This is a genomic window from Ruegeria arenilitoris (assembly GCF_013031355.1).
GTDB classification, from domain to species: Bacteria; Pseudomonadota; Alphaproteobacteria; order Rhodobacterales; family Rhodobacteraceae; genus Ruegeria; species Ruegeria arenilitoris_C.
Genome location: NZ_WPZO01000010.1, coordinates 1 through 22,040 on the forward strand (window position 1 = coordinate 1; position 22,040 = coordinate 22,040).

The following is a 22,040-nucleotide window of genomic DNA, read 5'->3' on the forward strand; positions in this document are numbered from 1 at the left end:
TCCGCGATGCGGGGTCGTCCGGGAACATGTCGATCAGAAGTGCGGTCAGCAGAAAGTGCCCCAGGTGGTTGGTTGCAAACTGTAGCTCTACACCATCAGAATTCGTTTGAGTGGAGTACAGCAGGATACCCGCGTTGTTTATTAGCACATTCAGCCTGGAGTACCTGCCACGGAATGCTTCGGCGAACGCACGAACAGAAGTCGAGTCGCTCAGGTCCAGCACCAGGATGTCGAGTGATGCGGAAGGAATCCGCGCGAGAATGCTTGCTTTGGCCGTTTCGGCCTTTTCAAGGCTGCGGCACGCCATGACGACGTGGAAACCTGCTTCGGCCATACCGACCGTTGTTTCAAATCCGATGCCATTGTTTGCACCGGTGACGATCGCGACTTTTTCAGTTTGTTTAGACATTCTACGTCCTGACAAGTTGACATACGGTGGGTGATTGTCAATATTGACACAAGTCGTCTATTTGTCAATATGTAAATCATGGAAGATCGCTACGACTACATCCTCGAAGCCGCAAAGCAGCTTTTTCTTCGCTACGGCGTGAAGCGAACGGGAATGAACGACATCGCCCAAGAAGCGGGGATTTCGCGGCAAACACTCTACAAGGCATTCGCAAACAAGGATGAGGTGCTGCGGGCCACGATCCGGTCGCTGGCAGACAGCGTCGTTCTGGATATCGAAGCCGGTCTTGAAGAAGCTGACGGCCTTGGTGCGCAGCTGGATGTTGTCTTCAAATACGCCGTCATCGAGCATTATGACTTCTTGCAATCCTCACCCAATGCCGAGGACATCATCGCTGGCGTAACCTCGACAAGCCAGAAAGAGCTGGAGGCCGGAGCACAGCGAAACACCGAGATCATCGCACGCATCCTGGAGCCGTATTCGGGTGCGATTGAAAACTGCGATCTGACAGTCGAACAGTACGCTGACTTCATTCAGCGCTCTTCAACGGCGGCCAAGTACAGCGCAAAGAGCAAAAAACACTTGATCGAATTGTTATCCGCTTTGCGAATGTCGGCGTTGAAAGTCACCGGCAGCGTTTAGACGGGCCCGGCCCATAAGAGACATTGAATTAGTACCCCACATGCTGCGGTCGCAGCCCGCTTTACGGTCATTCGCTGCGAGTGCAAAGTTACGTGTGCGCCAGAGGCCGGGAGCGCAATAAAGCTGCCTTCGAATATCTACGTTCAATGACCGAATCCCTGCCCCTTAGAAGAAATACCTTGATGCCAAAGTAAGGCCCGTGCTGGTCGACGTCATAGGCGAATTCTCCAGAACTCAGCGTATCGCTATAGTCGACGCTGACGTACCGATACCCGAATGTGAGGGCGGTTTTCTCCCAGGGTTGGTAATCAAAACCAACATTCGCCCCGATCTGAAGGTCATTTCCGCTAGCGCCAAAACCGCCAAGCTCCAAAGAAGCAATTCCGGTCCATTGCTCATTCAGACGCCACATACCGCGCGCGCCGATTACAGGTTCGATCCAATCCCGATCTCCGCCCAATACAGACGGATTGCCCGGACCCGGTGTGGTTATGTCGATTTCCTGACGAATGGAGTTGTATCTCAGCCCGACCTGGAAATCGATTGTATATCGCTGGTTATTGGCACCGTATATACCATCCACGACGCGGTAAGCCCCAAGAATTCCAAACCATTTTTGACGCACATCCACGTTGAGGTCAGCACCCACTGGGCCAGGCAGTGTTGTGTCCTGTTCGATACCCACATAGTTGGCGTCGAAAATTACTCCTAAGTTTCCATTCCACGCCTCATACCGACCTGCTGCCGCGAAATTGAGTACATCCAGAACGTCGCCGAGGTCCAGATCCAGCTCGGCGGATTGCCCAGCCACGGTTAATGTACCTGAGGTTCTTAGGGGGGGGGAAAAGATAGAAAGAAGCTCCATGACGCCAATCGGTTTCGTCTTGACCAGTCGCTGGTAATGATTGAGCAGATACAAACGCTGGCAAAACCATAAGGCTTGTCGCAAGTACCATGGCGCTGTGTGATGCGGTATGGGGCATGACTGCTTCCTTTAGGAAATTGCGACTTAATAATTGAACCTAAGACCGATCCCGGCGCCTTGGTCATAGGGGCGATCAGTACCAATCCCGATCAGCACATCTGCATAGAGGGCTACTCCGGGGCTCAGGTTCTTACCGATCTGGAATTCTGCGTTCGCGGGCCAGGCGTCATTCTCCCAATCGTAGGGCGCTTTAATATCTGCTTTGATCCAATACCTCTCACCAAATGGCTGAAGTGCAATTAGGCGCATCGCGGTTTGGCTGACATCGGTCGGTCCATTGTAAGATGCGAAATGCTGGATCAGAGGGATCAGTGTCAGCCCACTGTTTGTGTTTGCAAAGGCGAACCCTCCGAACGGAGCAATTTGATCAGACCCGGTGCCAATGCCTTCATCGGGGTCGCCGAAATCAAGTGTCCACTCAAAACCAAGCGCGGATTTTACGGTCCAGGTGTCATTCAAGGGGTTTTGGGAAGGGAAGTAGATCAGCTTGAAGCTGGTTTTTTCAAACCCGTTGAACCTCTCTCCCGTCACATTCGTTGAATTGTAATGTAGCTCGTATTTTAGCTTCAGATCGGGGCGCAGCATGTATGCACCATCGATGAACATGTCCTGACGGTCTGCCCCCCCCTTCCAGATCGAAATACTGATAGCGAATGTCCGTGTTGTTAACCGCCGCCAGCGGATTTGACGCGTTTTCCTCGGCTTCGGTGGTAGAAGCCATCACGAGCAACGCTGAGGTCAAGACTGCCAGATGAAGAGAGATGCGGGTCATCGTACACCTTGGAAAAATTCATGCGACCAGTTAGACGGCGGCGTCTCGGCACCGCCGTCTCAAGTTCGTCATTGCCAGCTAGAAAAGACTTCTCGGGCCAATTCGCTTTCGGGCCTGAGGTTTTCAATCCCCTCATAGGGGACACCCTTGCCGAGCGGTTTGTGAGGGTGCTTTTCGATGGACTTCTGGTGGCGCTTCAACATGTCCTGGAATGACGCCCCGGACCAAAGCGAATACCCGACAAGCGGATGTTGTTCACGTGGATCGCGATAGACATTGAACACGGGGGCCGCCGCGCCGGGCAGGCCGGGGGCCGGCAGGTGCATCTTGAACTCTTGCTTCACCACCGAGCGCAAAACAGGCCCTTCGTACACATAGACGTAGTCACGGCGCGAATTGCCTTCTCCCTCAAGCAACAATGCCGTCTGGTCGATGCCATCAATCACACGGTCGCGTGGAATACGGTCAGTCGCACCTGCTATGCGGGCGAAGGTGGTGAACAGGTCCGATACATGCACGATGTCGCCTGCTGCACTGCCCGCCTCGATGGCGCCGGGCCACCGGATGAAGGCATCGGTTCTCACGCCACCTTCGAGGTGCTGTGTCTTGCCGCCGCGATAAATCAGCTGATTCAAGCCAGACGTTCCTTCGTAATGGTACATCAAACCATTGTCAGCCATGATCATAACGACGGTATTATCTGACTTGCCGGTTTCATCCAGTTTGGCCAGAACCTCGCCGATCCAGCCGTCCAGAACCTGCAATTTGTCTGCATGGAAGCCGCCGTTGCGGGAAACGGCCTCATCAGGATAGGCAAAGTTCAGCGGATAGAGCGGCCAGTATTGCATAAAGAAAGGCGCGTCCTGCGAAGCCAGCTTCTCCAGCTGTTCCAATGCCTGACGCTGATAGCGCAGATTCATTTCTTCGTACTTCGCCTGTGTCCATTCTTCGCCCGGCGCCATATCGACTTCGCGGGCCAGGGCTCCCGTTTCACCTTCGACGCCAGTTACCAGACCGTAGGGTTTGAACCGCTGGTCCAACTGAAACTGGTTGGACTGACCCGACGGATGGTAACCAAGCATGTTGTTGGCGACCATTGCATCCCGCGTCATCAGGCTAAGCTGAACCTGTTGATGTAACGGAAAGGCCGCCCAGTCGAATCCCTGATTGTGTGGGTAGGCCTGTTCAATATCGCCCTGATGCCATTTGCCGACATGGGCCGTGTTGTAACCTTCTTCCTTCAGGATTTCGGCAATCGTTACCTCTTCGGACGCAAGCCCTTCTCCGACAAGTGCGACTTTGACCTCTTCGACGCCCGCGCGTACCGGATGGCGACCAGTCAACATTGCTGTCCGCGTCGGTGTGCAGGATGGTTCGGTATACATTCTCATCAAGGACATACCTTCAGTGGCAAATTCGTTGATGTTGGGCGTGTCGAAACCGGTGACGTAGTTCATTGTCCGGTTGCCCATCTGGCCGAAACTCACATCGTCAATCAGGATGTAAAGAATGTTGGGTGGCTTGCCGCCATTGGCGTCACGGATTTCTGCAAGCTTTGCGTCGATTTCCGTATCCTGAGCGTCCCATTGCTCGCCAAACTGTGCGCGGAGAAACTGGAACTCTCCGTCATGAATGATGGGCGTATCCTGAGCAAAGCTCGCGCTTGCCATCAGCACCATGGCAGAGGCATGTTTCAGTATTGATCTCATTGGTATCCCTTCCCCATTCTGGATTACATCTTTCCAGCACGCCTCAGCGATTGGGCGATTTCATCCCGAAGACCATCCAGGGTTTCGCGGATATCGCAGGCAAACTGGTACGATTGGCTTCCCGGCTCAGTGTCCATGGAGAGGTACTCATCGCTGAGAAGCAGATAGTCCCGGCAAATCTCATCGAATACCGTGTCCGCGCGCCGTAAGTCCGCAATCACGGCTTGTTGGTCGGGAAACAGGGTATCAAGGTCATAACCTTTCAATTTTGATGGCTCGCTCGATGGATCAGCAGATGTCCCGGAGTGTTCGCCGATTTCACTTCTCACAAAAGGTAAATAGGGGCATAATACGGTGTAATCAGAGATGTAACTTGCTGAAAATATGAAACTATCCGAAAGCACGTCGACTGTTAGGAACGATGGCAGAACGCCTGACGCCAAGGATGTGCGGGCCGCCCTTCGGCGGCTAGTCAGGTCCTCTACTTTCGCGGGTTCACAGCGGTTGCAGGACTTTCTCGTCTATGTTGTGGAGGAAACGCTCAACGGCAGGGGCGATGACATTCGCGCCAAAACAATCGCCATGGATGTATACGGCGGGACCGTTTCTGAGATGGCGCGCCGTGAAAACGTGGTGCGGGTAGACGCAGGTCGCCTGCGTCGCAAGCTGGCCGAATACTATGCCGAAGATGGTCGCGATGAAGGCACTGTTTTCGATCTGCCGAAGGGCGGATATGCACCAGATATATCGATCAGGTCGACCGAGACGGCTCTGTTCGAAATATCCGATCGGGAATCCAAGACCTACACCTGGCCTCGCCCATTCATTGGAATTGCTGGAGTTTTCCTTATCATCTGTGTTGCTGCGGCAATTGCATTAATGTCGACAAATCGTGGGATTCCAGTCAGCTTACCAGTCGATAACCTCAGCCGCGATGAACGCAGCGCCATATTTGATGCATCGCCTATGCGGCTTCAGGCCGTCAACCTGGCCAACTCGGGCCGCGATTTGATCTTTCCTGCGTTGGAGCCCGCGCGGCTGAACGCGGCCCTGACCATATTCAAGGGGGCAATTGAAAACGACGACAGCTATTTCGGAGGCCATGCAGGGGCGGCGCAGGTTGCCGCAATGATAGCGCTGGTGACACCGGATGCCGATCCGGTCGGGGACATGCTGCGCTACGCTGACGCGCAGGCCAACAGAGCGATTGAGCTGGCACCTGAAACGGGTTGGAGCCAATCCGCAAAAGCCTGGGTTGAATTTACTAAAGGAAACTGGCCTGAAGCTATGGAATTTGCGTACAGAGCGCAGCGTTTGGCATCAAACGACGTGCATGTGTTGGAGTTCGTGTCACTGATCCTGTTGTATTCAGGTGAGTTCGAAAAAGTCGTGGCGATCAGCGAAGATGCACTGTCGAAAATCGATTTGGACCGGGGTTATGTGTTTCAGAACGCGATGGGGTCAGCAAAGTTTCATCTGAAAGATTTCGAAGGTGCCGTTTCCGCCTTTGAGCAGGTGACCGAAAAGGGCGGCCCCGTCGGTCCTGTGTCTGTTGCCTATCTGATGGCAGCTCATCAGATGCTGGGTAACGAAAGTGAAGCTCAGGCCTTGTCGAACAAACTCTCGCGTGAATGGCCTGACAGTCGGGTGGATATTCTGTTCCAGAGACTGTTCGCGAACCCGGAATACGGGTTGGAATTAGGTGACGCTATGAAACAAGCCAATTGGAAGCCAAAAGTTAACGAATGAAGTTCGTGTCTCGGCTTTCGAGGCCATTCCAGTACGAACTGGCCACAGTGGTTGTTTAACCACACATCATTCCCTGCCGCGGAGCGGTATTGGCCCCTTCCCCATTGCCGCTGGATTTCAAAGACGGCCCATTCCAGCCATTTATCGGGTAAGCTCACGCCGCAATGCAGCTTCACCGAACCGGGCATTCGCTGCGGGCGCAAAATCCAAAGGTAGTTGAACTCACGCTCTGTGGACAAAGCGCCAATTCGCTGCGCTCAGCCACGGCCAGAATTATTTTGATTGAAGAGCGCGAGGCGGCAGCCTTAGCTGTTGGAGCGCGTAAACATAGCCAGTTTCAGCTCACATTATGTAACAACGCGAGCTGCTGTAATGATATATCTGTGCGCGCAGTTCGAGCTCTTATTCCGGTAGGCCCGCCGATTTCAACAGATCTATCCGGCGTTGCCGTTCGGCCGGGTCAGTGGTTTGCTTGTGCCAAAACTCGTGTTTGGAGATGCTGTAGTTCGGAAATACTCGAAGCACCTCCCTCGCCGCTTCTCTGGCTGCTTCTATATCGTTGGCTTCGAGATGCATCACTGTACGATATCGGTAACAGGAAACGTATTCAGGCGCCAGTTCGAGACAATGCCCGAATGCCTCGTCGGCTTCGTCAAAGCGGTTTAAGCTGGTTAAAACGATTCCGCGAATACTGTAATAGTACGGGGGTGGCAGTGGATTGAGACGAAATGCGCGTTGCGTCAGCTTCAACGCTTCCTCGGTACGAGATGATTCAGAGGTATAGTACGCCAGAATTATCAGATTGTCGGCATTTCCAGGGTACAGTTCGACAGCAATTTCCGCTTGTTGAGAGGCCTTTCCGAAATCTTCTTCGTACAAGGCAATCTCGGCTAACAACATATGTGGATCCCCGAAATCGGGGTCGGCAGCGATGGCCCTGTTCGTGGCATCCAGGGACTTTTGTTTGTAGCTTTCGATATCATCGGTCATGCCAAGCCACACGTGAGACCAGTAAAGCCATCCGAGTTCTACCCAGGCAGCGGCAAAACCCGGATCTCGGGTCAAGGCTTCCTCGATCAACGGCAGTGCGCTAACAACATCCTGCTCACTGAAAGTTAATCTCAATGCGCGGCCCTGCAGGTAGAGATCATACGCCCGTGTATCCTTTGTTTGACCACGCCAGCGACGGGCCTGCTCGCCCTCGGATAGTTTGACGTCCAGAGTCTCGACGATCTTGCTTGTCAGTTCATCCTGAACCGCAAATATATCGCCATTGGGTCGATCCCAGCGCTCGGCCCAGAGATGATTACCTGAAACCGCGTCAATCAACTGTGCGTTTACCCTCAACCGATCGCCCGCCTTACGTACACTACCTTCAATCAGAAATCGAACTCCCAGTTTTTCGCCGATTTCCCGCACATCGAGTTGCTTTCCTTTGAAAGCGAAGCTCGAGTTGCGGGCAATGACGGTGAGCCCGCGCAGCTTGGACAGATCGGTAATCAGATCCTCGCTCAGGCCATTGGCGAAATAGTCCTGGGCAGAATCGTCCGAGAGGTTGTCAAAAGGCAGCACGGCGATCACTGGTGCGTCCGCAACCGACGGCTCCTTCCCGCCCCCACCGCCGGCTAGTCCCTGCAGCCACCACCAAGCGCCGCCGACGCCAAGGGCGAGGAGCAGCACCAGCGTGGCGGCGATCAGCACCCAGCGCGGCGGGCGGCGGTGCTCGGCTGAGACCGATGGGGCGCCGTCTTTGCTCGATAAGACCTGAAAAACACGCACCGGACGCGCGATATTCTTGACTTCGCGCTCGCCGAGGTCGCTGAAGCGGAACGACAGCTTGTCGCGAATCTGTTCGTATACGTTCTGGCTCACGCAGATGCCGCCGGGTTCGGCCAAGCCTTCAAGGCGCGAGGCGATGTTGACACCGTCACCGTAGATATCGTCGCCTTCGATGATGATATCGCCGACATTGATGCCGATGCGAAGCTGCAGGCGCTCGCCATCGTCACTGTCGAGCGACCGTTCGGCCACGTGTCTTTGGATCGAAACGGCGCAGCTGACGGCAGCGACAACCGAAGGGAATTCGACCAAAAACCCGTCACCCATCAACTTGACCAGACGACCGCTATGCTCGGTCAGCAAAGGTTCAATCAACTCGGTTTGGAGTCGCCGCAGCCGGGTCAGCGTACCCGTTTCATCCTCCCCCATCAGCCGGCTGTAGCCCACTACATCAGCGGCAAGAATAGCCGCGAGCCGTCGCTGTACAGCATTGTCCGACATTGAAATCTCCTCTGCTTATGGCAATGATTTCACACCTGAGCCAAATAATGTGAGCTGAACGCGATTATATTGTCACGCTAATGTAAGCTGAAAACAGCGAGGTTTGCGAGCAGAGCCGGTTATGATTGCGCGCTCCAACACTTAGCCCTTGCTTGCCTTCTCCGCTTGTACAAAGGCAATTAGCGAAAGCTCTGAAAAATCCGCTTGCTTCCATTGAAAGCAAATCTGCTCTGAGCTTTCCGCGTGTGCCTTTGCTGGTGGCTTGATCTGTGATCTTTCCGCATCTTTGTTAGGGTTCCGGGCTACGTCCTGTTAAGCGCGTAGGGCGGAGAAAACGAAAATACTTATGAGGCCCAAGGGGCCGAATTCTTTTAAGCCCGAAGGGCAATCAATAAAATGAGTACGGCGTAAGCCGTTGCCTTATCGGTCTGGAGAACCGGGCATTCGTGCAATTTGCAGCATCGGTCAAGAAGGGCTCACTGCCGACCTCTGAGGCAGCGCAGCATCGGGGACGGCCCAGAGCCGACTTTGAGCACTACCTCGAATTTCTGCGGTCGCAGCCCGCTTTGCGGTCATTCGCTGCAAGAGCAGCGTTTTAACAAGGCCGAGTTCACAGTTCGCGGACAAAGTTGCCATTTATCGATGCAGCATGATTGGCTGCTTGCAGCCCATAGCGGACGTTTGAGTCCGACGCTCGGGGCGGGAAGCGGAAGTGTCGCTGCGACCGCGCCAAAGTCTCCAGTCACTTCAACAAAGCGGACGTTGGAGCGGTCTGCTGTTGCCGCAGTGTTAATGCTGCTATTGAAGAGGAGTTTTGACAGTTTCCCACGAAACTCGGCCTATTTGTCAAATCAAGGAGCGTCTCATTTAATTTTAAGTCCCGAAACATGGCCTTGCTACTCAGCCGTTCAAGGTCTGGTTCAGGTCATCCCGTTTCAATCAAAATGAAAGCCCATTAAAGAATCGATTGCCCTGTAGACTTCCAATCAAAAAGAAACTGTTCAATGCCAGCGTCCGTCAGCGGATGCGTGACTAGTTTGCGGATGACGGACGGGGGTATCGTGGCAATGTCTGATCCGGCCAAAGCAGCCTCAGTTATGTGATTGGGGCTTCTGATGGATGCTGCAATGATTTCAGTTTCAATGTCATAATTGTTGAAGATGCTCCGGATGTCTCTAATGAGGTCGACCCCATCCAGATTGATGTCGTCCAATCTGCCAATGAAAGGCGATATATAGGTCGCGCCCGCTTTTGCCGCCAAGAGCGCCTGATTGGCTGAGAAACAGAGTGTGACGTTTGTGCTGATCCCTTCCGTTTTGAAATGAGCACAGGCCCTGAGGCCATCCAGTGTCAGCGGCAGTTTGACAACGACGTTGTCCGCGATCGCTGCAAGATGCTCTCCCTCTGCAATCATTCCCGCAGTATCTAGGGCTGCAACTTCTGCTGACACGGGTGTATCTGTCAGGGTGCAAATTTCGGCGATAACTTCTTTGAAATTGCGGTCGGACTTGGCAATCAGGCTTGGATTGGTGGTGATACCATCTACTAATCCAAAGCCTATAAGGTCTTTGATCTCGTCTACTTCTGCTGTGTCCACAAAGAACTTCATGAGGTTTCCTCATCGTGAATGGAGTGATTTTGGTTGCACCTGAACCCGCATAGAGGTGCTGCTTTAACGGATGGGTGAATCCAATGCGCAAATTCAGAATGCGTAGCGCATCCCGAATTCGGTGTAATTCTGGTTCAGTATAAGATCGGCTTTCCGGCTATCACGGATGACACGTTCAGCGTTGGGCAGATCGTTCGTTTTCGCGCGTTGCAACGCGGTTTTCGGATCAAATCCATGCTTGATCCAGCGGTGTTGCAACCGCTTTTCGAGCTCTTCCAAAGTTGGGCTGACAAAAACCGTTGCGGCATAGACATCCGCCAATGTTCTCCACGGGTCGCTATCCATCAGAAGGTAGTTCCCTTCAACAACAACAGTCCGAGTGTCCGGGTGAACCGCAATCGCGTTGGCAATGGCGAGATCCATTTGACGGTCAAATCTGGGGTGAAAGGATTCTTGCTGCGCAGATTGCAACTTTTTTATTGCATTGCAAAACCCAACTGCATCGAAGGTTTCTGGCGCGCCTTTTCTCGCCAGCAATCCTCGCGCTTCAAGTACACGATTGTCTAAATGGTAGCCATCCATAGGCACTAACGTGGCTAACGGAACCGCCGAGTTCTGTTGTGCGTTCAGCGATTGCACAACGGATTCTGCCAGGGTCGACTTTCCGGATGCAGGGGGGCCGGCGATTGCGACAATCGTCCGAACCCCAACCTGCTTCCGGGAGGAGATCAGGTCGCACACGCGCTTTGCATCCTGCTCGATCACGCGGCGTCTTCTTTTGGTGGTTCTTTGGCGCCAGTCATAAAGGCCACGGCGTCGGACATCGTGTAGTCCTTGGGATCAATCGTGCAGAGCCTTTTACCGAGCCGGTGCACATGAATTCGGTCAGCGACTTCGAAGACATGCGGCATGTTGTGGCTGATCAGAATGATCGGAATACCACGCGCCCGTACGTCCTGGATCAGCTCAAGCACCTTGCGGCTTTCCTTCACGCCCAAAGCAGCCGTCGGTTCGTCCATGATGATGAACTTGGTCGCAAAGGCGGCTGCGCGCGCAACGGCAACGCCTTGACGCTGACCGCCAGACAGCGTCTCAATTGCCTGATTGATCGACTGCACTGTCATAAGGCCAAGCTCGGTCAGTTTTTCACGGGCGAACTTCTCCATAGCTGGCCGGTCGAGCTGACGCATGTATTTGCCCATGAACCCCTTTTTGCGGATCTCGCGCCCCATGAACATGTTGTCCGCAATCGAAAGGGCAGGAGACATGGCAAGCTGCTGATAGACGATTTCAATACCCATATTGCGGGCGTCGATTGGAGAGGTAAAGTTTACCTTCTTCCCTTCGATCAGGATCTCGCCCTCATCCGGGATGGTGGCCCCGCAAATCGCCTTGACGATGGAAGATTTACCCGCACCGTTGTCCCCGATAACTGCAAGGATTTCTCCTTGCCGCAGTTCAAAGTCGGAATGGTCGATGGCGGTGACGTGGCCATAGCGCTTCACGATCCCGCGCCCTTGGACGACTGGAGTTGTGTCTGACATTAGCCCGATACCTTTCTGATCCACTGGTCGACTGCGACAGCGGCGATGATGAGAAGCCCGATGAGTAGGAAGGTCCACTGCGCATCTGCGCCCAGCAGCCTCAGTCCTAGAGTAAATACGCCGACGATCAGTGCTCCGAACAACGATCCCAGAATGGAGCCCCGCCCGCCGAACAACGAGATACCCCCGATCACAACAGCGGTAATGCTCTCAATATTGGCCAATTGGCCGGAGGTTGGCGAGACCGATCCGATGCGCCCGATCAAAGCCCAGCCCGCAAAGGCACAGATCAAGCCGGAAAGCATGTAGACGGACATCAAAGTTCTGTGGACGTTCACACCGGAAAGCTCGGCAGCCTCGGGATCGTCACCGACCGCATAGACATGCCGTCCCCAGGCCGTGTGTTTGAGCGCATATGCCAATACAAAAATCAGGGTGAGCATGAAAATGACGCCAACAGTTAAGGTCGCTCCACCGATGCTGAACTTGGTTCCGAAGAATTGAAGGAAAGGGGCGTTGGCTTCGATGTCCTGACTACGAATGGTTTCGTTTGCGGAATACAGGAAGTTCGTAGCCAGAACGATCTGCCACATTCCAAGCGTGACGATAAACGGCGGGAGCTTAACGCGGCTGACAAGCCATCCGTTGAGGGCCCCGATCAAAGTTCCGACTGCAAGGCCGCACATGACCGCAATTGGTACCGGAATGCCGTACCGAAACGTAAACTGCCCCATGATGACAGAAGAAAAAACCATGATCGCACCGACGCTCAGGTCAATGCCGGCCGTCAGAATAACAAGGCTTTGAGCGGCAGCCACGATGCCGACGATCTGGACCTGTTGAAGGATCAAAGTCATTGCGAACGGAGAGAAGAACTTTGAGCCTAATAGAAGGCCAAATATCAACATCGCACCGACTAAGACGATAAGAGGCACAAAGGATGGATTGACGTGGAGAAGGTGCTGTAACTTCCCCAATACACCGCGCCGGTGGTCCTCGAACTCTGCAACTGTTTCAGTTCGACTGGCAGCAGATTCAAATTCCTGGGCGCCTTGGTTTGCTTCAGACATATCTCCCCCTTCCGTGGCGAGCATCGCGGCCACGAGGCCAGTTTACAGGAAGTTTCGGTTTGCAGGTGAAAGGAATGGTGAGGCGCCGTTGCGCCTCACTTGGTCGGACTTAGCCCCAGCAAAGGTCCAAGCCCTCGGCGACTGAAATCGAGTCCACACCTTCGACAGGTTGATCGGTGATCAGCGCGACGCCGGTATCAAAGAAGTCCTTTCCCGGAGTGTTTTCGGGCTTCACACCCTCGTCGGCCCATTTCTTTACGGCCTCGACCCCAAGCGAAGCCATCAAAAGCGGATACTGCTGGCTGGTGGCTCCAATAACTCCGGCCTGCACATTTTGTACACCGGGGCAGCCACCGTCGACCGAAACGATCAGCACATCGTTTTCACGTCCAATGGATTTCAGAGCCTCATAGGCACCTGCCGCTGCCGGTTCGTTGATCGTATGGACAACGTTAATCGTTGCGTCCTTGGCCAGAAGGTTCTCCATGGCGCGGCGCCCACCTTCTTCGTTGCCGTCGGTCACGTCACTGCCGACCAATCGCGTATCAGTTTCATCGCCGATGACATTGGGGTCTGCCAGGTCCACACCGAAGCCGTCGAGGAAGCCCTGATTGCGAAGAACGTCCACGGTTGGCTGACTGACGTTCAGGTCAAGCGTCGCAATCTTGGCGTCAGCCGCCGCGTCGCCCATCTTTGCCTTCGCCCATTGTCCGATCAACAGGCCAGCCTTGTAGTTGTCTGTCGCAAAGGTTGCGTCAGCGGAATCAATCGGGCTTAGCGGCGTGTCCAGAGCAATAACTAAGAGGCCAGCGTCACGCGCCTGCTGAACAGCGGGGACAATCGAGCTTGTGTCCGAGGCCGTCAGGAGAATTCCCTTTGCGCCGTCGAGAATACAAGTTTCAATGGCCTGAACTTGAGTTTCATGGTCGCCGTCGATTTTACCGGCAAAGGCCTTCAAGGTCATGCCAAGCTCTTCGGCCTTGGCCGTCGCGCCTTCCTTCATCTTTACAAAGAATGGATTGGTATCTGTCTTCGTTATCAGACAAACGGTTTCTCCGGCTGCGTGAGCAGATGCAGCAGCCACCGTAAGCGCGGTAGCAGATGCGACAATCTTGAATAGATTTTTCATGTAGTCCTCCCAGAAAATTGTTGATGCCCCGCATGGCAGGCCAACGAGACTCGCCCTCATCCTCCAATGAAGGTCTACTTCAAGAAACTGTGATTCTAGCCTTTCTGTCAATAAATAAATAAAGTTTATTTATTAATTTACCGGAGTACCTTTTCATAAGAAAACAAGGTGTTTATGTTCGAACTTATGGAGAGAGAAGCGCTCAACACACTGACCGGTGGGGTAAGTCAAAGCGGGGTTCGCGATCACAACGAGCGTCTGATTTTGACAGTTTTACAACGGCATGGGCCCGCCGCAGGCGCCGACGTCGCGCGATTAACGGGCCTGTCTCCTCAGACTGTATCAATCATTCTGCGCAAGCTTGAAAAGGACGCGATTCTCAAGCGTGGTACTCCACTGCGCGGGAAGGTTGGAAAGCCCTCAACCCCTATGGAATTAAACCCGGAAGGCATCTTGTCGGTTGGGATGAAGATCGGGCGGCGTAGCGCCGATCTGCTCTTGATCGACTTTACTGGCACGCCGCGCCGCCAACTTTCCACGACTTATGACTATCCGCTACCAGAGGTCATTTTCGGTTTTTTGGAGTCTGGTTTGGAAACGCTTCTGTCCCGCGAACCTCAGAGGCTTCGTGATCGTGTTTGTGGGATCGGGATAGGGACCCCATTTGAACTTTGGAAATGGCACGATCTGTCTGGGCTTGCTGCAAAAAAATTTAGGTCTTGGAGAAACGTGAATTTCTTTTCCGAGGTCGCCAAGTTCAGCGATTTGCCGGTTTTTGTGGTCAACGACGCAACAGCCGCATGTCACGCAGAGCATCTCTATGGGCGTGGAGCAGAATACCGTGACTACTTCTACTTTTTTATTGGCTCAATGATCGGCGGCGGTGTTGCATTGAACGGCACCGTGTTCGAAGGCAACCAAGGCAATGCCGGTGCATTGGGCGCCATGCGCACGACCGGTCCTTTGGGTGAGAGCCAACAGCTGATCGACACGGCGTCGCTGTTTTTGCTCGAGGACCGACTGATCGAAGCGGGTGTCGACCCGGGGATTCTATGGGAGAAGCCACAGGATTGGAGCAGCATTTCTCGCTATGTCGAGCCGTGGATTGGCACCACGGCGCAAGAATTAGCTAAGGCCGCTCTTTCAATCTGTGCTGTCATCGACTTTGAGGCCATTTTCATCGATGGCGCGTTCCCGCCTGAGGTTCGGGAAGAGCTGGTGTCTAGGGTTCGCCGTTACTTAGTCAACCAAGACAAACGCGGCTTGATTCCTCCCGTCGTTGAGGCCGCTGCGGTTGGGGAAAACGCCCGCGGCATTGGGGCGGCTAGCAGCCCAATTTTCCGCCAGTTTCTATTGAATACCAATGCTGGGCTTTCTGGAATGTAGCCGAAGTTCATCGCAGTCAAATTTTCAAAGCAGGAGGTATCCGCTGGTCATGTTTTGGTGACGGCCTTTGAACGCCGCTTTGGCACGCGCGAGTTCAGCTTGGATTGGACCGCATGCCAGCCGCGAACGACCGCTTTGAAATACTATGTCCCAAGCTTATCACCTGCCGTCGAAAGTGGGTAATAGGCCGATTGCACATATTACACCGCCGTGGCCAACGTGAGTTTGCAACGTCCGCTTCCTGCGCATTGCTGTCATTGGAGTTTCGCGCAGCATCAGTCAATTTTGGGCTCGGAGTTGCCATGCCGTCGTGCGGCGAGATGCTCGGTTTCAGGCCATTCTGAACGTCCGCTCTCACTGTCCTGGCACCATCTCATCGCACTGGCGGCGAATGGCCGGATCCCGCCCTTCGTGTCGTACTTCGGCCACCTACCCTTCCCGATCCAGCTTTAACCAATATCGCGTGTATCGGAGTTCACCCGTTCGGCTCAAAGCGCCCTTCTCGACCAGATCCTGCAGATCCCGCGTCGCCGTGGCGCGGGACGTTCCCGTGATCGAGATATAGTTCTCGGCGCTCAATCCGCCTCTGAATCCATCCGGCCCAGCCTTGAACAAACGGGCGATTACCTTGCTTTGGCGGGCGTTGAACTGATCACGGTACCGGTCATAGAAATGCGTCTTGGATATAAAGAAACCAACCCGTTCAAGCGTCACCTGCTGTGCTGTAAGGACTGTCTCAGCAAACCAAACGAGCCATGGCGTGACGTCCAGCGTCTTTTGATGGCGTTCAAGCTGATCATAATATTCTTTCCGCTCTCGCTCGATCGTGAAAGCAAGAGCAATCAGGCTTGGCTGACCAATGTTTTGCGCCAGGGACTTTTCAGCCAGCGCCCTGCCCAACCGGCCATTGCCGTCTTCAAAGGGGTGAATGCTCTCGAAATACAGATGGCTCAATCCGGCCCGGATCAGCGCGCGCAATGGTTCGGGACCATTTGGTGCGGTCCGGTTGAACCAGGTTACGAACTGGTCCATTTCAGCCAGAACCTGATGTGAAGGTGGCGCTTCGAAATGGACAGTTGGGCGGTCGAGCCTGCCTGAGACGATTTGCATCGCATCCTCATGGCTCCGGTAGGCCCCGATCGTATCCAGATGCCTGTCATGGGACAGAAGCATGTCATGCCACCGAAACAGGGTGTCGTGTGACAGTGGTTCCGAATAGTTTGAATAAACATCCACCATCATTTCAGAAACGCCCTGTTCGCGCGGTTTGGATGGATAGCTGCCGGGAGCCAGTCCAAGATGTCGGCGCAAGGAAGATTGCACGCTTAGACGATCCAGGATCTCACCTTCGATCGCGCTGGTCTTCATCGCTTCTTCGCTTAGCAAGTCGATACGCAATTGATCTCGATCCGATGTGTTCACATGATGAACCGCTCCAAGAACTTCCCCTGAGGACAACAGGAACTGTTGCTCGTATGGTTCGAGTCTTGCGGCGTCGTAACGAAAGGTCGGCCAGTCAGGTTTCTGCCAGTTCCACATCGTGAGGTATAAGATTCCTTTCTATAGCTCACTATTTATGGTTACGTGATTTATAGAGGTCAATCCTATTGCTCACCTTTTTCAAATTCTTCAATCCGATCATCGGTTGGAGGTGTAATCTGAAAACGGTAAATCTCATCCTGTTTACCAAATTTACGTAGCATTGGAGGTCCGCGAGAGCATCGCCTTTGGAGACAGCTCTCCCTTTTCGATCTTGGCCAGTAATGAAATCAGGTAAGCCCCTGGAGACTGTATGTTCTCAGCACGTTGAAAGATGTATCCGAGAACGATGAAGCGAATAGCTGGGCCAAACGTTGATTTCATTGCATACCAGGTTTGGCCGAGCCGTAGATACTCGGCAATATCATCCATTAGTCGATCACAGTGGTGCTGATCTTTTGCAAAGCGTAGTTCTGAGCATAGCCGTGGAAAACTGCGCTCCATTTGTTCTGGAGAAACCTGAATCTGAGAAAGTTTATCTTTCTTAACTTCCGGATTCAAAGAGTCCTCTTTGTGCCCCTCAATTTCACTGTCACTGGCCCTCAAGTTTTCTGTATCTGCCTGTGTTATCTCAGAGATTTCCACAGAGATTTCAGCCAGCAGTTTGCTGAGTACATTTGCATCTGGTTTGCGACGCAGAGCATTGCGTACGGTGGTCATCAAATCAGAGATCGCGGTGTCATTTGCTACGAGGTCCCTAAGGCGCGCCAGAGCGGCGGAAACCTTGTCGCGGAGTACAGTGAACTCGAGAACGCGATCAGCATGCCGCTGGGCTTCTTGGATGAACTCCGCATGCCTTTCAGACAATGGCATCAAGGACAGCCCAGTTGCGGTGACCACCCTGCCCTGTCGATCCCGGCGCGCCCATCGCTTGCCGTTTGCGCTTATGACGCGGCGGATAAGACCAAGCTCAACCAGCGTCGATATATGACGCTCAACGGTCTGTACGCTGACATGAGTTCGTTTGGCGATCGCCGCGTTGGAAGCGAAGCAGATGTGATGATCATCCTGGTCCGTAGCAATCTGATCAACGCCCACAAAGGAAATCATCGCTCTCAGGACATTGAGAGTTGTGGATTTCAACCCAAGTGGTTCTCTGGCCTCTTCAACGGCGCGAAGAAGGTTCCATTTTTTGGACGTAATAGCCCCCTGCCCTGCCGTTCCCGACAAGGTTGCTCCATTTGGAGCCAATGCAGTTAGTGTTTTCATGAAATTTTGTCAGCAGACAAAGAAAACCTGTTCACCCAGAGGCGTTTTTTATTGTGTCGTGATTCGCGGGCTGTTAGGGTTTAGGTGTCTAATCTATAACCACTAGTTGGTTTTCAGCCCTCGGAGCCTCAGGTTTCGGGGGTTTCTTTTTTGCTTTTCTCCTCTTTGCTCGTTACCTCATGTAGAGTTAACACCTGTTAACTCGCTTATTCCTCGGCGCTTTCTTTGAAACGCTCGTAGGAATCTTGAATGAGTTGACCAAGGTTGTCCGAAAGCCAGCTAGTGTAGGCTTCATTGTCCCCTGCCCTTTTGATCGTCATGTTCACCGCAGAGTTGCTGGTCCTGATGACAACGTCGGGCGCCGGTCGGACTTCCTGTGCTTCTTTCTTAGGAGTCAAGCTGCCTAGGAGCCCGTTTAACCGATCGTCTGAATTAGCAACGTTGAGCGTCTCCAGGAGCTTCTTAGCCTTGTCCGCTGTTATCACCCCTTTCCGCAACGCATCGGCGAGTGCTGTCCATTTGGGTCGACCGGATTTCGGTGCTGGGCCAATCATATCCCCGAGATCGTCCGGAATATCGTTTGTGACTCGCTCCAACTGTGACAGCGTGTTCTTGGAAATCGCTAGCGCTGTGATCGCTTCCGAGCGGTCATACCCCTGGTTTAGAATTTCGCGTGCGAACCGGGCTCTCTCGTAATAGCTGAGGTCAACCCGGGAAGAGTTCTCCAGACCCTTTGCCTGAAGCGCTTCCTTATCATCAAGCGTCCTTACTAGCGCGCGAACTGGCTGGTTTAGGTGCTGACAAGCTAAGATGCGACGGCGGCCGTAGATAACCTCGAAGTGACCGTCGACTTCCTCGGAAGGACGCAACAGGACGGGTACCTGTTGGCCTCCTGCATCCTTGATGCTTTCAGCAAGTTCCAGAACAGCTGAATCGACGTACGCCTCGGCGTCAGAGTTAACAGGTGTTAACTCGATTCCAAGCCTGTCTTTCGGGCCCCAAGGCAAAATGAGTGAGGTATCGATGTCTTGGATGCCACCGGCTCCAACACGGACCGATGCAATCGTACCGCGTGGAAGTGCCGCATTGGCGCGTTCCGCTTTTGTAGGTGGGATTGGCGGGTTTCCAGCTGCCGCTGCAATCGCTGCAGCCATGCTGGTTTTGTTTTGTTTAAGTGCCATTTCAACGGCCCCACGCGGTTTGAATCATGTTTGAAACTTCGTGCCCGACGGCATCCATGCTTGAGCGGGCGCGATCATAGGTCGACCGCGTCATTTCTGATCGAACGACTTCGTACATTGTCATTTTCAGCATCGCGGCATCAGCAATGGCAGTGCTTCGTAGCGCAGTTGCACCGATCACCCGATCCTGAAACAACGCCCGCATCAGGCTGACAATTTGCTGAGACGGGGTATCTGAGGGGTCGTCCCGTGTTATGAGAAACTGGAAATTGTCATGGACGATCGGAATCCCGGAGTTTTCAAACTCTTCAAGGTACGCCGAAGTCATTTCAAGAAACTGCTGTGTGGAGGCTACGTCCAACATGCTCGGTGTCAGCGGCACAATCACAGACGTTGCCGCGAACAATCCCGCCAGCGTCAGGAAGCCTAAAGAAGGCGGGCTATCGATAATGATCACATCATAGTCTTTCTCAACCGTCTCGATTGCGTTAGCGAGCCGATTATAAAAGGGGACACCTTTTCGGGCGTAGACAGCGGTTTCTGTTTCAAACTCTGACAAGATCAACTGGGCGGGGGAAAGGTCCAAACCCGGGAAGTAAGTGGCCCGAATGCAATCGGACATCGGGACCGGATCCTCGTAGCGTAAAGCGTCGTAGATCGAGTTACCCTCAAATTCGATCTCGGGCTGGATACCGCAGAATCCGGTCAAGCTGCCTTGCGGGTCAAGGTCGACCGCCAGAACGCGATAACCTTGAAGCGCAAGATAGTGACATAGGTGAATGGCCGAAGTGGACTTTGCGCTACCGCCTTTGAAGTTCATAAGTTGAATGACCTGAAGCCGGTCGCCATCGCGACGACCGGGCAGGTACTTTCCGGGCTTTCTGGAGCTGCCTTCAAGGATCTGGCGCATCGCCGAGATCTCAGCTCCGGAGTAAAAGCGCCGACCATTCTTGTTGACTTCCGGCTCTGGAAGAGAACCCTCGGCATGGCCTTTTCTAAGGAACTGTCCAGTTGTACCAAACAGGTCGGCTACTTCTGTCGCACTGAAGAGACGGAGGGTCTTTGACAACTCGGGAGAATACGCCTGAGTTAAGTGGGTCGTCAGTGCAACTTGTAGACGATCAGAGATTTCACGTGTAACGTGAGACTGCGTATTCGCAGCAATGGGAGTGGTCTGTAACATAGTTGCAGTTTTCCTGCTCATTTTTGTATGGTTGCGCAACTTGAGTACATTTAGGCACTCGTATTCCGATTCATGTCAAGAGAAAAATCAATAACTTGTGGACCGTTTTGCAACCAACACAAGCGCCCTGGAGTTAACATCTGTTAACTCCAGGGCGCTTGTAGCACTCCAAAGGCGATTAGTGACAGCAGGTTGTCAGTCCGAACTCGATCTCAGAGATCGCATTTAAGGGCAATCGGGTATCAAGTGCGTTGTCCTATTTTGACCAAGAGACGATCTACAACTCGTATAATAGAGCAGTCGCTAATTGCGTAAATTACGGGCGGGAACCTCAATTAGGCGCAAAGCCGTAAGGCGTTTTGGAGCCGGATAGGTGGGTGCTCTTGGCAGGTTTCGACAGATTGTCCGGCGTGTTAGGGCAGGGCGGGTGTCCATTTTGACTGCAGAGCCGCTCAGCTGACGAATTGTCTCTGTCGTTAAATCTATTCAGTTTCTGACCTATAGGGAGATGAAAGCGTTGATCAAACAAATGATGGGGCGGTGGATCAATTGAACCGTTGCTGACCTCACCCCAGCAAATCCGCTGCCGGATTTTCGGCGATATCGACGTCATCATAGTATTTCTGCGCCTGGGCCATGGAGCGGTGCAAGGACAAGCGCATGGCGGCCTGAATCGGAGCGCCGTCCAGCGCGGCCTGGGTCAGGAAGCCGGAGCGCAATCCATGCGGCGAGGCAAATCCTGCCGGGAGCCCAGCCAGTGCCAGCCGATGTTTGACGATCTGGTAGATCGCATCCGGGCTGAGCCAGCGTCTCAGAACATTGTCCGCTTTGGAGACCGGCCGGAACAGCGGCCCATCATTAATCTCTCCCACCTCGATCCAATGGACCAGGGCCTGTGCGGCGCGCCCTTTCAGCACCAGGCGCGGGGTCTCACCCTTTTGGGTGGTCTTAGTCTCCAGCAGCGAAATCCAGACGACACCGCTTTTGTCGAATTCCTTCAGCGAGACGTCTTCAAACATCAACCCGGTGATCTCGGAGCGCCGCCGGCCACCACTGGCCCAGCCCAGCGTCAGGATCGCCCGGTCGCGGCAATCCCGGCGGCTGCCGCGGCAAGTGGCCAGCAGTTGCTCGAGGATGTCGCGGGTAATCGGGTGCTGCGACTTTGGGGCAGGGGGCCGGGCTGCAGCCCGGCGCGCCTTGGCACGGGCCTGTTTCACCTGCGGTGCGTCAAACGGGCTGGTGAGGTTCTTCATTCGATGAAAGGCAAGCCAGGAGGCGATGCGCCGGTCGAGTGTCGACGGGGCTGGGCAGGCGAGGGACTTGCGCAGCCCCTGGGCAATCAGCGCTTCTGCGGTTTCACGCGCCACATCCGTTTCTGGTGCGTCATTCAGATCGCGGGCGTGATCGAGAATGAAGGCCAGCGCCGTGGCCTCAGATTCCGGCCAGTCCAGCGTCGCTGCGAACCGCGCGAACTTCCAGGCGGTGACATAAAGCAGATCCCGTTCATATGCCCGCAGCGTGTTTTCCGGTGTGCCGCGCACATAAAGATCCGTCAGCGCCTCCTGATCGGCTTGCGACAAGGTCGGGGAGGCGGCGGGGAGATAGGGCGCAGGGGCTGTCATGGGGCGCATTTTGCACCGCCTT

At 53.9% G+C, this 22,040-nt stretch carries 19 protein-coding genes; 3 read left to right on the plus strand and 16 right to left on the minus strand.

What is annotated here, in order from left to right; all coding sequences use genetic code 11:
- Nucleotides 1–409: SDR family NAD(P)-dependent oxidoreductase (locus GOX63_RS18620; protein ID WP_170329042.1), on the minus strand; the 409-nt coding region annotated here is incomplete at its 3' end.
- A gap of 78 nt (nucleotides 410–487) precedes the next feature.
- Between GOX63_RS18620 and GOX63_RS18625 the strand changes: the two genes are divergently transcribed.
- Complete coding sequence (locus tag GOX63_RS18625; RefSeq protein WP_170329043.1) at nucleotides 488–1,051, plus strand: TetR/AcrR family transcriptional regulator; 564 nt, start codon at nucleotides 488–490, stop codon at nucleotides 1,049–1,051.
- Nucleotides 1,052–1,139: 88 nt separating this feature from the next.
- On the opposite strand, the gene GOX63_RS18630 is transcribed toward GOX63_RS18625, so the two are convergent.
- The 4 genes from GOX63_RS18630 to GOX63_RS23675 form a co-directional block, all read right to left on the minus strand.
- Nucleotides 1,140–1,916, minus strand: a complete 777-nt coding sequence (locus tag GOX63_RS18630) for a hypothetical protein (protein WP_170329045.1) — start codon at nucleotides 1,914–1,916, stop codon at nucleotides 1,140–1,142.
- Between the two features lie 144 nt (nucleotides 1,917–2,060).
- Complete coding sequence (locus GOX63_RS18635; RefSeq protein WP_170546778.1) at nucleotides 2,061–2,642, minus strand: hypothetical protein; 582 nt, start codon at nucleotides 2,640–2,642, stop codon at nucleotides 2,061–2,063.
- A 234-nt stretch (nucleotides 2,643–2,876) separates the two neighbouring features.
- Nucleotides 2,877–4,517 (minus strand): sulfatase-like hydrolase/transferase, encoded by a 1,641-nt coding sequence (locus GOX63_RS18640; protein ID WP_170329049.1) that lies wholly within the window; start codon nucleotides 4,515–4,517, stop codon nucleotides 2,877–2,879.
- Nucleotides 4,518–4,540: 23 nt separating this feature from the next.
- A complete protein-coding gene (locus tag GOX63_RS23675) occupies nucleotides 4,541–4,783 on the minus strand; it encodes a hypothetical protein (RefSeq protein WP_217356231.1) in 243 nt (80 codons plus the stop codon).
- A gap of 238 nt (nucleotides 4,784–5,021) precedes the next feature.
- On the opposite strand from GOX63_RS23675, the gene GOX63_RS18650 reads away from it, so the two are divergent.
- Nucleotides 5,022–6,266 carry a tetratricopeptide repeat protein gene (locus GOX63_RS18650; RefSeq protein WP_170329052.1) on the plus strand — a complete coding sequence of 415 codons (1,245 nt, stop codon included), beginning with the start codon at nucleotides 5,022–5,024 and terminating at the stop codon, nucleotides 6,264–6,266.
- A 402-nt stretch (nucleotides 6,267–6,668) separates the two neighbouring features.
- Here GOX63_RS18650 and GOX63_RS18655 read toward each other — a convergent pair whose 3' ends face one another.
- From GOX63_RS18655 to GOX63_RS18680, 6 genes are all read right to left on the minus strand, one after another.
- A complete protein-coding gene (locus tag GOX63_RS18655) occupies nucleotides 6,669–8,546 on the minus strand; it encodes an adenylate/guanylate cyclase domain-containing protein (protein ID WP_170329053.1) in 1,878 nt (625 codons plus the stop codon).
- A gap of 955 nt (nucleotides 8,547–9,501) precedes the next feature.
- Nucleotides 9,502–10,155, minus strand: a complete 654-nt coding sequence (gene fsa / locus GOX63_RS18660) for a fructose-6-phosphate aldolase (RefSeq protein ID WP_170546781.1) — start codon at nucleotides 10,153–10,155, stop codon at nucleotides 9,502–9,504.
- 93 nt (nucleotides 10,156–10,248) lie between these two features.
- Complete coding sequence (locus tag GOX63_RS18665; protein WP_367647218.1) at nucleotides 10,249–10,920, minus strand: hypothetical protein; 672 nt, start codon at nucleotides 10,918–10,920, stop codon at nucleotides 10,249–10,251.
- Nucleotides 10,917–11,699 (minus strand): ATP-binding cassette domain-containing protein, encoded by a 783-nt coding sequence (locus tag GOX63_RS18670; protein WP_170546784.1) that lies wholly within the window; start codon nucleotides 11,697–11,699, stop codon nucleotides 10,917–10,919. Before GOX63_RS18670 ends, GOX63_RS18665 begins: the two co-directional genes overlap by 4 nt.
- On the minus strand, nucleotides 11,699–12,769 hold the full coding sequence (locus GOX63_RS18675) for an ABC transporter permease (RefSeq protein WP_170546786.1): 1,071 nt from the start codon (nucleotides 12,767–12,769) through the stop codon (nucleotides 11,699–11,701). Before GOX63_RS18675 ends, GOX63_RS18670 begins: the two co-directional genes overlap by 1 nt.
- Nucleotides 12,770–12,878: 109 nt before the next feature.
- Nucleotides 12,879–13,898: a sugar ABC transporter substrate-binding protein gene (locus tag GOX63_RS18680; RefSeq protein WP_170546787.1), complete on the minus strand. Its 1,020-nt coding sequence runs from the start codon at nucleotides 13,896–13,898 to the stop codon at nucleotides 12,879–12,881.
- A gap of 186 nt (nucleotides 13,899–14,084) precedes the next feature.
- Between GOX63_RS18680 and GOX63_RS18685 the strand changes: the two genes are divergently transcribed.
- A complete protein-coding gene (locus GOX63_RS18685; RefSeq protein WP_170546839.1) occupies nucleotides 14,085–15,284 on the plus strand; it encodes an ROK family transcriptional regulator in 1,200 nt (399 codons plus the stop codon).
- A gap of 429 nt (nucleotides 15,285–15,713) precedes the next feature.
- Here the strand turns inward: GOX63_RS18685 and GOX63_RS18690 are convergent, their stop codons facing one another.
- The 5 genes from GOX63_RS18690 to GOX63_RS18710 all read right to left on the minus strand — a co-directional run bounded on the left by GOX63_RS18690 (nucleotide 15,714) and on the right by GOX63_RS18710 (nucleotide 22,027).
- On the minus strand, nucleotides 15,714–16,823 hold the full coding sequence (locus GOX63_RS18690) for a Fic family protein (protein ID WP_170329087.1): 1,110 nt from the start codon (nucleotides 16,821–16,823) through the stop codon (nucleotides 15,714–15,716).
- Nucleotides 16,824–16,976: 153 nt separating this feature from the next.
- Nucleotides 16,977–18,032, minus strand: coding sequence for a helix-turn-helix domain-containing protein (locus GOX63_RS18695; RefSeq protein ID WP_170329089.1), 1,056 nt, complete (start codon nucleotides 18,030–18,032; stop codon nucleotides 16,977–16,979).
- 206 nt (nucleotides 18,033–18,238) lie between these two features.
- Nucleotides 18,239–19,213, minus strand: a complete 975-nt coding sequence (locus GOX63_RS18700; RefSeq protein WP_170329091.1) for a ParB/RepB/Spo0J family partition protein — start codon at nucleotides 19,211–19,213, stop codon at nucleotides 18,239–18,241.
- A 1-nt stretch (nucleotide 19,214) separates the two neighbouring features.
- On the minus strand, nucleotides 19,215–20,396 hold the full coding sequence (gene repA / locus GOX63_RS18705; RefSeq protein ID WP_254436017.1) for a plasmid partitioning protein RepA: 1,182 nt from the start codon (nucleotides 20,394–20,396) through the stop codon (nucleotides 19,215–19,217).
- 566 nt (nucleotides 20,397–20,962) lie between these two features.
- Nucleotides 20,963–22,027: a tyrosine-type recombinase/integrase gene (locus GOX63_RS18710; protein ID WP_254436018.1), complete on the minus strand. Its 1,065-nt coding sequence runs from the start codon at nucleotides 22,025–22,027 to the stop codon at nucleotides 20,963–20,965.
- Nucleotides 22,028–22,040 lie beyond the last annotated feature (13 nt).

What these genes read in the sequence shown, in the direction of transcription:
- GOX63_RS18625 (WP_170329043.1), top strand. Translation starts at nt 488, where the DNA reads ATGGAAGATCGCTACGACTACATCCTCGAAGCCGCAAAGCAGCTTTTT.
- GOX63_RS18630 (WP_170329045.1), bottom strand. Translation starts at nt 1,916, where the DNA reads ATGGAGCTTCTTTCTATCTTTTCCCCCCCCCTAAGAACCTCAGGTACA.
- GOX63_RS18635 (WP_170546778.1), bottom strand. Translation starts at nt 2,642, where the DNA reads ATGTTCATCGATGGTGCATACATGCTGCGCCCCGATCTGAAGCTAAAA.
- GOX63_RS18640 (WP_170329049.1), bottom strand. Translation starts at nt 4,517, where the DNA reads ATGAGATCAATACTGAAACATGCCTCTGCCATGGTGCTGATGGCAAGC.
- GOX63_RS18655 (WP_170329053.1), bottom strand. Translation starts at nt 8,546, where the DNA reads ATGTCGGACAATGCTGTACAGCGACGGCTCGCGGCTATTCTTGCCGCT.
- fsa (WP_170546781.1), bottom strand. Translation starts at nt 10,155, where the DNA reads ATGAAGTTCTTTGTGGACACAGCAGAAGTAGACGAGATCAAAGACCTT.
- GOX63_RS18670 (WP_170546784.1), bottom strand. Translation starts at nt 11,699, where the DNA reads ATGTCAGACACAACTCCAGTCGTCCAAGGGCGCGGGATCGTGAAGCGC.
- GOX63_RS18675 (WP_170546786.1), bottom strand. Translation starts at nt 12,769, where the DNA reads ATGTCTGAAGCAAACCAAGGCGCCCAGGAATTTGAATCTGCTGCCAGT.
- GOX63_RS18680 (WP_170546787.1), bottom strand. Translation starts at nt 13,898, where the DNA reads ATGAAAAATCTATTCAAGATTGTCGCATCTGCTACCGCGCTTACGGTG.
- GOX63_RS18685 (WP_170546839.1), top strand. Translation starts at nt 14,085, where the DNA reads ATGGAGAGAGAAGCGCTCAACACACTGACCGGTGGGGTAAGTCAAAGC.
- GOX63_RS18690 (WP_170329087.1), bottom strand. Translation starts at nt 16,823, where the DNA reads ATGTGGAACTGGCAGAAACCTGACTGGCCGACCTTTCGTTACGACGCC.
- GOX63_RS18695 (WP_170329089.1), bottom strand. Translation starts at nt 18,032, where the DNA reads ATGAAAACACTAACTGCATTGGCTCCAAATGGAGCAACCTTGTCGGGA.
- GOX63_RS18700 (WP_170329091.1), bottom strand. Translation starts at nt 19,213, where the DNA reads ATGGCACTTAAACAAAACAAAACCAGCATGGCTGCAGCGATTGCAGCG.
- repA (WP_254436017.1), bottom strand. Translation starts at nt 20,396, where the DNA reads ATGTTACAGACCACTCCCATTGCTGCGAATACGCAGTCTCACGTTACA.
- GOX63_RS18710 (WP_254436018.1), bottom strand. Translation starts at nt 22,027, where the DNA reads ATGCGCCCCATGACAGCCCCTGCGCCCTATCTCCCCGCCGCCTCCCCG.